The organism is Bradyrhizobium sp. AZCC 1578 (assembly GCF_036924675.1).
In the GTDB taxonomy this organism is placed as follows: Bacteria; Pseudomonadota; Alphaproteobacteria; order Rhizobiales; family Xanthobacteraceae; genus Bradyrhizobium.
Window position 1 is genome coordinate 2,018,558 of sequence record NZ_JAZHRZ010000001.1, and the last position, 12,340, is coordinate 2,030,897.

At 63.5% G+C, this 12,340-nt stretch carries 12 protein-coding genes; 9 read left to right on the forward strand and 3 right to left on the reverse strand.

Annotated elements, in window-relative coordinates:
- The first annotated feature begins 139 nt into the window (after positions 1-139).
- From V1290_RS09985 to V1290_RS10020, 8 genes are all read left to right on the forward strand, one after another.
- On the forward strand, positions 140-895 hold the full coding sequence (locus V1290_RS09985) for an IclR family transcriptional regulator (protein WP_334364243.1): 756 nt from the start codon (positions 140-142) through the stop codon (positions 893-895).
- Between the two features lie 122 nt (positions 896-1,017).
- Complete coding sequence (locus tag V1290_RS09990) at positions 1,018-2,265, forward strand: multidrug effflux MFS transporter (RefSeq protein WP_334364244.1); 1,248 nt, start codon at positions 1,018-1,020, stop codon at positions 2,263-2,265.
- A gap of 90 nt (positions 2,266-2,355) precedes the next feature.
- Positions 2,356-3,774 carry a M20 family metallopeptidase gene (locus tag V1290_RS09995; RefSeq protein ID WP_334364245.1) on the forward strand — a complete coding sequence of 473 codons (1,419 nt, stop codon included), beginning with the start codon at positions 2,356-2,358 and terminating at the stop codon, positions 3,772-3,774.
- A 182-nt stretch (positions 3,775-3,956) separates the two neighbouring features.
- Positions 3,957-5,753, forward strand: coding sequence for a peptide ABC transporter substrate-binding protein (locus tag V1290_RS10000; protein ID WP_334364246.1), 1,797 nt, complete (start codon positions 3,957-3,959; stop codon positions 5,751-5,753).
- A gap of 21 nt (positions 5,754-5,774) precedes the next feature.
- Positions 5,775-6,734, forward strand: a complete 960-nt coding sequence (locus V1290_RS10005) for an ABC transporter permease (protein WP_334364247.1) — start codon at positions 5,775-5,777, stop codon at positions 6,732-6,734.
- Entirely contained in the window at positions 6,700-7,620 is a 921-nt protein-coding gene (locus tag V1290_RS10010; RefSeq protein ID WP_334364248.1) for an ABC transporter permease, read from the forward strand. The genes V1290_RS10005 and V1290_RS10010 overlap by 35 nt, the downstream gene beginning before the upstream one ends.
- Positions 7,620-8,612, forward strand: a complete 993-nt coding sequence (locus tag V1290_RS10015) for an ABC transporter ATP-binding protein (RefSeq protein WP_334364249.1) — start codon at positions 7,620-7,622, stop codon at positions 8,610-8,612. The genes V1290_RS10010 and V1290_RS10015 overlap by 1 nt, the downstream gene beginning before the upstream one ends.
- On the forward strand, positions 8,609-9,577 hold the full coding sequence (locus V1290_RS10020; RefSeq protein WP_334364250.1) for an ABC transporter ATP-binding protein: 969 nt from the start codon (positions 8,609-8,611) through the stop codon (positions 9,575-9,577). The genes V1290_RS10015 and V1290_RS10020 overlap by 4 nt, the downstream gene beginning before the upstream one ends.
- A gap of 148 nt (positions 9,578-9,725) precedes the next feature.
- Here the strand turns inward: V1290_RS10020 and V1290_RS10025 are convergent, their stop codons facing one another.
- Both V1290_RS10025 and V1290_RS10030 read right to left on the reverse strand, forming a co-directional pair.
- Positions 9,726-9,971, reverse strand: a complete 246-nt coding sequence (locus V1290_RS10025; RefSeq protein ID WP_334364251.1) for a hypothetical protein — start codon at positions 9,969-9,971, stop codon at positions 9,726-9,728.
- 820 nt (positions 9,972-10,791) lie between these two features.
- Positions 10,792-10,992, reverse strand: a complete 201-nt coding sequence (locus V1290_RS10030) for a hypothetical protein (protein WP_334364252.1) — start codon at positions 10,990-10,992, stop codon at positions 10,792-10,794.
- Positions 10,993-11,103: 111 nt separating this feature from the next.
- Between V1290_RS10030 and V1290_RS10035 the strand changes: the two genes are divergently transcribed.
- Positions 11,104-11,535, forward strand: a complete 432-nt coding sequence (locus V1290_RS10035; protein ID WP_334364253.1) for a hypothetical protein — start codon at positions 11,104-11,106, stop codon at positions 11,533-11,535.
- 21 nt (positions 11,536-11,556) lie between these two features.
- Here the strand turns inward: V1290_RS10035 and V1290_RS10040 are convergent, their stop codons facing one another.
- A complete protein-coding gene (locus V1290_RS10040) occupies positions 11,557-12,339 on the reverse strand; it encodes a 2-keto-4-pentenoate hydratase (protein WP_334364254.1) in 783 nt (260 codons plus the stop codon).
- Position 12,340 lies beyond the last annotated feature (1 nt).

Genomic DNA, 12,340 nt, shown 5'->3' on the forward strand with positions numbered 1-12,340 from the left:
CAGCGCCCGAGGCCATTTCCATCTAGTGGAATTGGCAGAACAGGTGCCGACGCTGCCAAGGTGACGGCATGGGCCGGCCGCTTGCTTCCCGCCGGCGATCTCGCCTATCCCTTGGACAAGCCGAGGGAGGCGGCGCGCCATGAGAGCTGCGGGCGGCAATCGTTCGTTGCAAAGGGGCATCGAGATCCTGCGCGCATTCCGCCAGGGCATCGATGTTCTCGGAAATGGAGAGATCGCGGAACGAACCGGAATTCCCCGCGCAACGGTCAGCCGGCTCACGCGCACGCTTGTGCAATCGGGCATGCTGGACGACGTTCGCAGCGAACGCGCCTACCGGCTCGCCGCAGCGGTGATCAGCTTCGGGCATGCGATGCGCGTGAGCTCGCCGGTGCTCAACGCCTTGGGCCGGATGATGCGTGCCGAATCCATGCGGCGAAGGATAAATGTAGGACTGGCCACCGCGGACCGCTCGATGATGGTCTATCTGGAATCAGTGCGCTTCGACCCGCGCGTGGCGCTACGCAACGTCGTTGCGGGACAGCAGGTGCCGATGGAGTTGACCTCGCTCGGGCGCGCCTATCTGGCGGGCATCACTGAACAGGAAAGAGCCCGCCTGTTCGCAACATTCAAGCGGCGCAGCGCCGGGGCAACGCAAAGCTTGCTCGCCGAGGTGCAACGATCGATCCGGTCGGTCAAGCGCGATGGGTATTGCGCCGTGTCGTGGCAGCGCGGCGTTCTCGCGGTTGCGACACCGATCGTCGTCAAAGGTCTGCCGGTCTATGCGCTGAACATGAGCACACAGAATGTGCAACCAACCGCGCGGCTTTCCGCCGAGATGGGTGCCTATCTCATGGCGTTTGCCAAGCGGTGCAATGAGGCACTCGCCGGCGAATAGGCCAGCCTGGCAGCACTGATCTGCCCGATCGATGTGCGTTCGGCCGATGGTCTGCCATTCGAAAACGCCGATTGTGCATCGCACTAGAATCCATAAGGTGCCGCGCTCAAGAGGGTTTTTCGTTGTCCGATACCAGTGCCGATGCCTTGGCCGCTTCAGGCCACCGCCCGATGGGCTTCCCCGAATTTGTGATCGTGATCGCGTCGATCATGGCGCTGAATCCGCTTGCGATGGACATGATGCTGCCGGCGCTGCCGGACATCGCGTCCGCCTTCCACATCACCTCGGCCAACCGGCCGCAGATGGTGCTGTCGATCTTCCTGGTCGGCTTCGGCGTCGGGCAGTTCGTGATGGGCCCCTTATCCGACCGGTTCGGCCGGCGGCCGGTCCTGCTCGGGGGCATGGCCGTCTATTGCATCGCCAGCCTGCTCGCGATTGCCGCCCCCTCTTTCGAAACGCTGCTGCTGGCTCGCGCACTGCAAGGCCTCTGCACCTCGGCAACCCGCGTGATCGCGACATCGATCGTGCGCGACTGCTATGCCGGCCGGCGCATGGCCAGCGTGATGTCGCTGGCGATGATGATGTTCATCGCGGTGCCCGTGGTCGCCCCGGCCTTCGGCCAGGCCGTGCTGCTGCTGACGCAATGGCGCGGCATCTTCATCGTGCTGATGCTGTATGGCGTGGTGGCGCTGATCTGGAGCGCGCTGCGCATGCCCGAGACGCTGCCGGTCGAAAAGCGCAGGTCGCTCGCCGTCGGCGAGGTGCTTGACGCGTTCCGCCAGACGCTGACCAATCGCCAGACGCTGGGTTATGCGCTGGTCGCCGGCGGCATATTGGGTTCGCTGTTCGCGTTCGTGTTTACGTCGCAGCAGGTGTTCACCGAGATCTACAAGCTCGGATATTATTTTCCGCTTGCGTTTGCCGGCGTCGCGGTCGGAACCGCCATCGCCGGCTTCGTTAATTCCCGCCTCGTCGGCCGCCTCGGCATGCGTGTGATCTCCCACGCTGCTCTGCTAGGCTTCGTGGTCATCGCCGCAACCATGCTGGTCGCGGCGAAAATGCAGATGCTGCCGTTGCCGCTGTTCATGGTGCTCTCGGTATCCATGATGTTTGCGTTCGGGTTGATGATCGCCAATTTCACCGCGCTCGCCATGGAGCCGCAGGGCCATATCGCCGGTACCGCCGCGTCGCTGTACGGCTCGATCACCACCCTGCTCGGCATCGGCATCGGCGCCACCATCGGCCAGGATTACGACGGGACGCTGGTGCCGTTCGCGACCGGCTTCCTGCTCTGCACGCTGGCCGCGCTCGCGGTGGTGCTGGTGGTGGAGAAGGGCCGGCTGTTCAGGCCGCACGTCTTTAAGGTGTGACGAGCATGGCGGATACCTGCCCTGCGCTGGGCGTTATCTCGCGAAGCTGGTAACAATTGCTCACATCGCCTCTAAGTCAGGAATTGGAAGATGGATAACCGCAGTAGCATCTGGCGTGGCGTCGACACCATCAAGCCGCGCTTCATAGACTTGAGCAACCGGGTCTGGGCGATGCCCGAGATCTGCTACACCGAGGCGCGTTCTTGCGCCGAACATCTCGCCGAGCTGCGTCATCAGGGTTTCCGCATCACGGAGCAGGTCGCAGGCATTCCTACCGCCCTGATGGGCGAATGGGGCAAAGGCGGACCCGTGATCGCCTTCCTTGGCGAATATGACGCCCTGCCCGGTCTCAGCCAGGAGGCTGGAGTGGCGGAACCGCGGCCGCTGCAGGCCGGCGGCCATGGCCATGGTTGCGGCCACAATCTGCTCGGCTCCGCCGCCCTGCTCGCGGCCACGGCCGTGAAGGATTGGCTCGCCGAGCACAAGGTGCCGGGGCGCGTGCGCTATTACGGCTGCCCCGCAGAGGAAGGCGGAGCGGCGAAAACCTTCATGGTGCGATCGGGCGCCTTCGACGACGCCGATATCGCGATCACCTGGCATCCCCACAGTTTCTGGGAAGTCGTGGTGACGCCCTCGCTCGCCAACACCCGCGCCGATTTCATTTTCACCGGGCGCACCTCGCATGCCGCGGCCTCGCCGCATCTCGGCCGCAGCGCGCTCGATGCAGTTGAATTGATGAATGTCGGCGTCAACTATATGCGCGAGCACATGCCGAGCGACGCCCGCGTGCATTACGCCCTGCTCGACACCGGCGGCATCGCCCCCAACGTGGTGCAGGCCCATGCCCGCGTGCGCTATTCGATCCGCGCCCGCGATCTGCCCGGCATGAACGAACTGGTGGAGCGCGTCCACAAGATCGCGCAAGGCGCGGCGCTGATGACCGAAACGAGTGTGGAGATGCGGATCATTTCCGCCGTCTCCAATTTGCTGCCCAACACTCCGCTCGAACAGGCCCTTCACGGCATCATGGAGGAACTCGGCCCGCCGCATTTCGACGAAGCCGATAAGGATTTCGCGCAAAAGATCCGCTCAACGCTGACCGAGAAGGATATCGCCACCGTCTATCATGCGATCGGCATGGAGCCGACCGAGCGGCCGCTGGCCGATTTCATCGTGCCGCTGGACGCCAAGCGCAACCCGCTGATCGGATCCACCGATGTAGGCGACGTGAGCTGGGTCGTGCCAACCGTCCAGGTTCATGCCCCGACCATTGCCATCGGCACCCCCTTGCACACCTGGCAGGTGGTGGCGCAGGGCAAGAGCCCGCACGCCCACAAGGCCATGGTGCAGGCCGCCAAGGCCATGGCGGGGCTGGGCGTCAGGGCTCTGACGGAACCGGACCTGATCGCCGCCGCCAAGGCCGACCTGAGCAAGCGCACCGCCCGCACCCCCTATGTCAGCCCGCTGCCGGACAGCGTGGCCCCGCCGCTGGACATGTCGCTGGTCTGACCAAGCGAACAAATTTGGCGCACAGAAACGGCCGGATTGCCGAAGCCGTGTGCGGTGCAAGGACTTTTTGCCCAAACGACGACCATTGAACCGTTTGCGTTCAAACGATGCGCAATCTACCTTCCGTCGGCCGCGGCCCGCGGGCCCGGCCACAACCAAACGAAAACCAGACGGGGACAACGATGCTGGACACTGAACTCAAAGCCATGATCGACGAAGTGAAGGACGGGCGCATGGATCGCCGCGGCTTCGTTCGGCGTATGCTTGCTTTCGGTCTCACCGCACCCATGGCGACGCAGATTCTGGCCATTGGCGGCGTGGCCATGGCCGAAGGCCCCTCCGTCTACAAGCCGACCAAGCGCGGCGGCGGCGGCGCGCTGAAACTGCTCTGGTGGCAAGGACCGACCCTGCTCAATCCGCATTTTGCCACCGGCACCAAGGACCAGGACGGCTCGCGCCTGTTCTATGAGCCGCTCGCCTGCTGGGACCCGGACGGCAACATGAAGCTGGTTCTGGCCGCCGAAATTCCCTCGCTGCAGAACGGTGGCCTCGCCGCCGACGGCAAATCGGTGATCTGGAAACTCAAGCCCGGCGTCAAATGGCACGACGGCAAACCCTTCACCGCCGATGACGTGGTGTTCAACTGGGAATACGCCCGCGATCCCGCCACCGCCACCGTGACCATCGGCTTTCATCGCGACATCACTGTGGAGAAGGTCGACGACCTCACCGTCCGCATCCTCTTCAAGAAGCCGACGCCATTCTGGGCCGATGCCTTTGTCGGCGCCCCCAACTGCATCATCCCAAAACACCTGTTCGCGGACTACAAGGGAGCCAAGTCGCGCGAAGCGCCGAACAACCTCGCCCCCGTCGGCACCGGTCCCTACAAATTCGTCGAGTTCAAGCCGGGCGATGTGATCCGCGGCGTGTTCAATCCAGACTACCATATGCCGAACCGCCCACACTTCGACACCGTCGAGATGAAGGGCGGCGGCGACGCGGTCTCGGCTGCGCGCGCCGTCATCCAGACCGGCGAGTATGATTTCGGCTGGAACATCCAGGTGGAAGACGACGTCCTGCTGCGCCTGGAAAAGGGCGGCAAGGGCAAGACCGTCTATGCGGTCGGTGGCGACACCGAATTTATCGCCCTCAACTTCACCGACCCCAATACCGAGGTCGACGGCGAGCGTTCCTCGATCAAGACCAAGCACCCGCTGCTCTCCGATCCCGCGGTGCGCAAGGCACTCTCGATGCTGGTCGACCGCGAGGCCGTTAAGAAAGTGATCTATGGCCGCGCCGGACGCGTCACTCCCAATTTCCTCAACGGCCCCGAGAAGTTTGTTTCCAAAAACACTAGCTGGGAATTCAGCATCGAGAAGGCGTCCAAGCTGCTGGAGGACGCGGGCTGGAAAGTCGGCGCGGACGGCATTCGCGAGAAGGACGGCAAGAAGCTGAAGCTTCTTTACCAGACCGCGATCAACGGCCCGCGCCAGAAGACCCAGGCGATCGTCAAGCAGGCCTGTCAGAAGTCCGGCATCGACGTCGAGCTGAAATCGGTGGTCGCCTCGGTGTTCTTCTCCTCCGACGTCGCCAACCCCGACACCTACGCCAAGTTCTATGCTGACCTCGAGATGTTCCAGATCCCGATGAGCCAGCCGGATCCGGCCCAGCACATGCGCCGCTATCATTCGCGCAATGTCGCCACCAAGGAGAACAAGTGGCAGGGCGTGAACTTCCCGCGCTGGGTCAACAAGGAATATGACGCGACGATCGACGCCGCCGAGGCCGAGACCGACATGGTGAAGCGCGCCGCTCTCTACATCAAGGCCAACGACATCATGATGCAGGACATCGTGTTCATCCCGGTGATGCACCGCCTGAAAGTGGAAGCTGCCGCCAACACGCTCCGCCCGGTGATCAGCGGCTGGGCCAACGAGACCGACAATCTGTTCGACTGGTATCGGGAGGCGACGGGCTGATCGCGAAGGGATTTTTCCCTCATGAGCCAGTATGTGCTGCGTCGCCTCATGATCGCCGTGCCGAGCCTGCTCGGCATTTCCCTCGTTCTGTTCATCGTGCTGGCGCTCGCGCCCGGCGATCCCTTCAGTGAACTGGCGACCAACCCGAACGTGCCGCCCGAAGTCGGGGCGGCGCTTCGGGCCAAGTTCGGCCTCGACGATCCGATCTACGTCCGCTACCTACGCTGGCTCGCGGCGATGGCGCAAGGCGACTGGGGCTTTTCCTTTGTCAGCCGGATGAATGTCGACACGCTGATCCTGCAGCGCCTGCCGACCACGCTTTACGTGATTGGCTCGGCGCAAATACTGGCGCTCCTGATCGCGATTCCCGTGGGCGTGTTCGCCGCGACCAGGCCCTATTCGATCTTCGATCAGATTGCCAACACATTTGCCTTCATCGGCTTCTCGCTGCCGACTTTCTTCACGGGGCTGCTATTCATCCTGGTCTTCTCGATCACGCTGGACTGGCTACCCTTTGTCTATTCCAGCGACATCAAGGCGACCGGGATACGCTGGCTTTTCGAGCATATCCGCCAGGCCATCATGCCGGTGATGGTGCTCGGCCTGTTCCAGGCAGCTTCGATGACGCGCTTCGTGCGTTCGGCCATGCTGGACGTGATCCGCCTTGACTACGTCACCACCGCCCGCGCCAAGGGCCTCGGGCAATCGAGAGTGATCGTCAAGCACGCGATGCGCAACGCGATGATTCCGGTCGTCACCCTGGTCGCGCTGCAGATGCCCGCCGTGTTCGGCGGCGCCATTGTCACCGAGCAGATATTCCGGATTCCGGGGATCGGCTCACTGCTGATTTCCTCCATCCTCTCCAACGACACGCCGGTTGTGATGGCCGTGACCTTCGTCTTCGCCTGTCTTGTGGTGCTCTTCAACTTGATCGCGGATGTCCTCTATGGCTGGCTTGACCCTCGCATCTCCTTCCGCTGAGCGGCGGCCGGCCTGGTCGCCCTGGCGCGAGACTTGGCGGCGCTATCGCCGCCACAAGCTCGCCGTGGTCAGCGCGTTCCTGCTGCTTGTCCTGATCGCAGCGGTGGTATTCGGTCCCTTCGTCTGGCGCGTCAGCATCAACGACATCGATTTCAATGCGCGCCTTGAGGGCCCCTCGCTCGCCCATCCCTTCGGCACCGATGATCTCGGACAGGATATCCTCGCCCGCATGATCTATGGTGGACGTATCTCGCTCGCGGTTGGGCTTGCCGCCATGGCGGTCGCCGTCCTCGTCGGTACGCTGATCGGTGCGCTCGCCGGCATGTCGCGCGGGGCGCTCGGGCACGCGCTGATGTGGCTGACCGACCTGTTCCTCTCGCTACCGCAACTGCCGCTGCTGCTGCTTCTGATCTATCTGTTTCGCGACGGGCTCAAATCCGTGTTCGGGCCCGAGGGCGGCATCTTCATCCTGATCGTGCTCGTCATCGGCGGCCTGCGCTGGATGCCGGTCGCGCGGCTGGTGCGCGCTCAGTTCCTCTCCTTGCGCGAGAAGGAATTCGTCGAAGCCGCGCGCGCGCTCGGCGCCAGCCCGTTACGGCAGGTGGTGCGGCACATCCTGCCTAACGCAGTCGGCCCCGTGATCATCGCCGGCACCATCGACGTCGCCGCCGCGATCATCGCCGAATCGACGCTGTCGTTTCTCGGCCTCGGCTTTCCGCCGGATACCCCGACCTGGGGGCGGCTATTGTTCGACGCCAAGGATTATCTCGACATCGGTCCGCATTGGGCGTTGTTTCCGGGCGGCGCCATCTTCATCGCGGTCGTGGCCATCAATTTCATCGGCGACGGCATGCGCGATGCGCTCGATGCGAGGCGGGTGATCTGATGGCCCCATTGCTCGAAATCAAGGGCCTGAAAACCCACTTCGCCACCGACGACGGCATGCTGAGGGCGGTCGACGGCGTCGACATCACGCTCAACAAGGGCGAGACGCTCTGCGTGGTCGGCGAGTCCGGCTGCGGCAAGACCGTCACCGCGATGTCGGTCCTGAAACTGATCGCAATGCCGCCCGGCCGCATCGTCCAGGGCCAGATCCTGTTCGAGGGCCGCGACCTCGTGCCGCTCACCAGCAGCGAACTGGATAACATCCGCGCCAAGGATATCGGCTTCATCTTCCAGGAGCCGATGACCTCGCTCAACCCGGTGCTGACTGTCGGCGAACAGGTTGCCGAGAGCCTGCGCCGCCACGAGGCGCTCTCTAACAAGGACGCACTCGCCCGCACGGTCGAGATGTTCAAGCTGGTACAGATCCCCAACGCGGAAGCCCGTGTCCATGATTACCCGCATCAGTTCTCGGGCGGCATGCGCCAGCGCGTCATGATCGCGATGGCGCTGGCCTGCAAGCCCAAGCTTGTCATCGCCGACGAGCCGACCACCGCGCTCGACGTGACCATCCAGGCGCAAATTCTCGACTTGTTGCAGGACATGAAGGAACGCTTCGGCATGGCGGTGATGCTGATCACCCACGCCATGGGCGTGGTGGCCGAAACCGCGCAGCGGGTCGTCGTCATGTATGCCGGCAAGGTGGTCGAAGAAGCCGATGTCGACAGCCTGTTCGAAAGCCCGCGCCATCCCTACACGCAAGGCCTGATCCGCTCGATCCCGCGCATCGACCTTGCTGCCGCGCGCAAGACCCGGCTGGAAGCGATCGGCGGCACGGTGCCGAACCTGATCAATCCCGCACCCGGCTGCCGCTTCGCGCCGCGCTGCCGCTACGCCTTTGGTCGTTGCGCCGAACAGGAACCGGTGCTGCGCGAGGTCGCACCGGGCCATCGCATGGCGTGTCACCTCGAAGACGTGCGCGGAGAGACGGCATGAGCGAACCCCTGCTGCGCGTCACCGATCTGAAAAAGCACTTTCCCGTCAAGGGCGGATTCCTTTCGCGCGAGGTCGGGCGCGTGCATGCGGTGGACGGCGTGTCGTTTGCAGTCAATCGCGGCGAAACGCTCGGGTTGGTCGGCGAGTCCGGCTGCGGCAAGTCCACCACCGCGCGCTGCGTGCTGCGCCTGGTCGAACCCAGCGAAGGCGAGATCGTCTTCGATGGGCGCGACGTGCGAGGCCTTTCCGGCGGCGACCTGCGCGCCATGCGGCGCAACATGCAGATCGTCTTCCAGGACCCCTTTGCCTCGCTCAATCCGCGCATGACGGTCGGCGCGATTCTCGGCGAAGCCTTCACCATCCACGCGCTCGCTTCCTCGGCAAGCGAGCGGGATGACCGCGTGGCGAGCCTGCTCGTCAAGGTCGGGCTGAAGGCCGAGCACATGCGCCGCTACCCGCACGAATTTTCCGGCGGCCAGCGCCAGCGCATCGTGATTGCGCGCGCACTTGCGGTGGAACCCAAGTTCATCGTCTGCGACGAGCCGGTTTCCGCGCTCGACGTCTCCATTCAGGCGCAGGTGATCAATCTGTTGGAAGACCTGCAGGCCGAGCTCAAGCTCACCTATCTGTTCGTCGCCCACGATCTCTCCGTGGTCGAGCACATTTCCGACCGCGTCGCGGTGATGTACCTCGGCCGTATCGTCGAGCTGGCTGACGCGAGCGACCTCTACCGCAATCCCCGGCATCCCTACACGCAGGCGCTGCTTTCCGCCGTGCCGGTGCCGGACCCGAAGGTGAAGCGCAAGCGGATCCGACTGCAGGGCGACGTACCCAGCCCGATGAACCCGCCGCGCGGCTGCCACTTCCACACCCGCTGCCCGATCGCCGAGCCGCGCTGTCGGGAAAGCGCGCCCGAACTGAAGCAAGGCAGCGACGGGCATTTCGTCGCGTGTCATCTGGCCTGACAGCGGCGGCTTATTCCGCCTGGCTATCCGCCGCGTCTCATGGGGCGGCGGCACAGAATTCAATCCTTGAAAACAATACGGCCCCGCCCCGGCAGCGGTCGAACCACTCGTGCCGGGGCGGGGCCGAAATCAGATCGTGGGCGCTAGTCTAGCGCGTGTGGACGCCGTTTTTGCGGATCAGGTCCGAAAGCTGGGACAAAAGCTCCCGAAGCCTGGCATTCTCCTCGATCAGCGCATGGGCTTCGTCGGCCTGTTCGTTTCGACGAAGGGCGGGCTCGTCCCCGCGCAGGGCATTCTCAAGCAGTGAAAGAGCGTCGTCGGTCGGTTCCTCAACCCAAAATGAAGGTTCAGCGCGGCGGTCTCGCTTATTAAGCTGCGGATGGTCTACTCGCATGATTGATACTCCAATTTTAAAAAGCGGAACGTGCCCCCAGTCACCCTGTCTCGCGCGCGGAGAATGAGGTGAGTCGGCAGGCAAATTTGCGACTAAAATTGGAATCGTGCGGAGACGACCCCGGCGCTAAAGCGGCGTGATTGCGGCAAACCGTAAGGCCCGCGCGGGGCAAAGCTGCAGCCTGCGCGTGCGATTTAGAGAAACGTCGACAATTGATAGAGCGCGTAAAGAACCTCAAGCCCCATGAGAACGAGGGCTGCGATCATCAGATAATAGCCAAAATGCATGCGGAATTTGAAACCAATGCCTCTCGCGGCCCGTGCGGAATCGCGCCAGGCCGTAAATCAAACTCGATACGCGTCGGAAGGGACAAGCCTCCGGCGAACCATGCGTCGGGCAACCAGGGACAAAAAGGCCTCCGCCGCCGCGGAAGTGACGCCTTTGCCTCTGCCTTTGTCGCGAGCCTCTTCTTGACCGGAGGTCTCTAGTTCGACGCCAGCTCGCCTGTTCACACACCGTGGAAAATCTTGATTCCCCACAGCACGATGACGATGGCCAATACCAGCGTAGCCGCCGTCAGTACACTTTCTAAGGAAGCGACTCTCATACTAACTCTCCGCTTCCCAGCCCCGCTAACGGTCTAGGTGATTCGTTGATTCGACCGCAATCGCGCGATCACAATGGCTTGAACGTTGCTCGGCGGTTGTGTTTTAGAGGTCACACATCTGGGTATGGCGGCGCATTTCGCCGCGATGACGCAGCCACGCGCCTGCGGAAGCGGAAATGCCCGCCTCTTACGACGGTTTCTCGATTGAAGGGTTTATTCGGGCCGGCTTGCCGGAACGTAGGAACCGGCCGGAACCGGCGCGCTTCGCCGCTGTTCGGCGAGCGCCGCCAAGCGATCGTATTCTTCCGCTACCTTGAGCAGGCGCCCCTGATCCTTGACGGCAACCGCAGCTAGCTCCCTCGTCCGTTCCGCGCGCTTGCGCCAGTGCTCCGCATTGGTCAGGAAATCCGTCATCGGTACGCCCCTAAGGTGGTTTGCTCCCCAGCCCACCCCGAGACGCCAGAAAGGCCGGCGGTACGTCAAAAATTGGGCCTAATCCGATCTGCCGTGTGACTCGAACGACGCATGAACTATCTGGCGAGCCTTTTCGCCGTTGCCTTTCCGACGCAAATTTGCCCCGGACTCAATGGAAAGTTGGTCGCTGAAAAGGCGACTGTGCCACCTTGTGATCAGGAAATTGTCATGAGTACCGAACATTCACCGCGTGCCAGACAGGCCGGCGTCGATGCATTTCGGGACGCCGGACATCGCGACAACGTCGTGCCGCTGCGTCAGGGCAAGTACGAGCTTCAAGCGCGCGACACGCCGCTTCGAGGCGACGCCCTGCTTGCCGCGCTATCGCCCCTGCTCGACGAAGCCGACGGACTTCGCAGAGATGGCGCGCGGCAGCAGGAAAACGGCGATCTCGGGCTGCTGCTCGAGGAGAATGTCCGGCTGCGAAAGCTTGCGGTCAGGCTGTCGAATCTCCTTGGCGACCTTCCCGAACAAGGCAAGTGAGATCGGCATTGCCGCCGCTCGTCACGCATACGTCGCCGTAACGCTCCCGAACGGGCCGAAATCCGCGACATAGGTCTCACCGGGCTTCGGCCGCAACATGCCGGTCAGCGTTCCCGTGCTGACGGTCTGTCCCGCCTTCATTCCGATGCCGGTGCGCGAGAGCTCGTTGGCGAGCCAGGTGAGCGGCACCATGGGATGGTCGAGCGCCTCCCCCGCCGTGCCCTTTCGGCGCAGCATGCCGTTGCAAGTCAACGACACTTCCTGCCCGGCGATGTCGCGCGTCTTCCAATCGGGGATCGCGGCGCCGCAGACGATGATGCCGCTTCCCGCGCCATCGGCGAGGATCGCGGGCAGCGGCGGAAACGCGGCGTCGTGGACGAAGCGGCATTCGGCGAGTTCGATTCCCGTATGCAGCGACACGACCGCCTCGGTGACCTCAGCCAGCGTGTAGGACTTTTCGCGCGGCGGCAGATCGACGCCCAAGCGCGCCTGATACTCGACTTCGGGAATCGGGCTGCAGAGTTTGGCGTGCTCGACACTGGCCGGCGATTCCATGATCGGTGCGAACACGCGGCCATAGATCGGCGAGTCCGTGCGAAGCTGACGCTGCAGCCCCTCCTTCATGCCGGCGATCTTCCAGCCGACGACCTCCCAGCCCAGTTCTTCCGCGACCATGCCGGCGACGCGATAGGCTGTCGCCTTGTCGGGCGGCACCAGCCGTTGATCGAGGCCGCTCTGCGGTCGTCGTTCACGGCGCAGCGTCGCGAGCAGGCGGGCGAGTTCACGTTGGTGAGCGATGTCCATG

Bases quoted from the DNA above. Each gene is read 5' to 3' on its own strand.
- V1290_RS10015 (WP_334364249.1), top strand. From the start codon at position 7,620: ATGGCCCCATTGCTCGAAATCAAGGGCCTGAAAACCCACTTCGCCACC.
- V1290_RS10010 (WP_334364248.1), top strand. From the start codon at position 6,700: ATGGCTGGCTTGACCCTCGCATCTCCTTCCGCTGAGCGGCGGCCGGCC.
- V1290_RS10030 (WP_334364252.1), bottom strand. From the start codon at position 10,992: ATGACGGATTTCCTGACCAATGCGGAGCACTGGCGCAAGCGCGCGGAA.
- V1290_RS10025 (WP_334364251.1), bottom strand. From the start codon at position 9,971: ATGCGAGTAGACCATCCGCAGCTTAATAAGCGAGACCGCCGCGCTGAA.
- V1290_RS10035 (WP_334364253.1), top strand. From the start codon at position 11,104: ATGAACTATCTGGCGAGCCTTTTCGCCGTTGCCTTTCCGACGCAAATT.
- V1290_RS10020 (WP_334364250.1), top strand. From the start codon at position 8,609: ATGAGCGAACCCCTGCTGCGCGTCACCGATCTGAAAAAGCACTTTCCC.
- V1290_RS10040 (WP_334364254.1), bottom strand. From the start codon at position 12,339: ATGGACATCGCTCACCAACGTGAACTCGCCCGCCTGCTCGCGACGCTG.
- V1290_RS09985 (WP_334364243.1), top strand. From the start codon at position 140: ATGAGAGCTGCGGGCGGCAATCGTTCGTTGCAAAGGGGCATCGAGATC.
- V1290_RS10000 (WP_334364246.1), top strand. From the start codon at position 3,957: ATGCTGGACACTGAACTCAAAGCCATGATCGACGAAGTGAAGGACGGG.
- V1290_RS09995 (WP_334364245.1), top strand. From the start codon at position 2,356: ATGGATAACCGCAGTAGCATCTGGCGTGGCGTCGACACCATCAAGCCG.
- V1290_RS10005 (WP_334364247.1), top strand. From the start codon at position 5,775: ATGAGCCAGTATGTGCTGCGTCGCCTCATGATCGCCGTGCCGAGCCTG.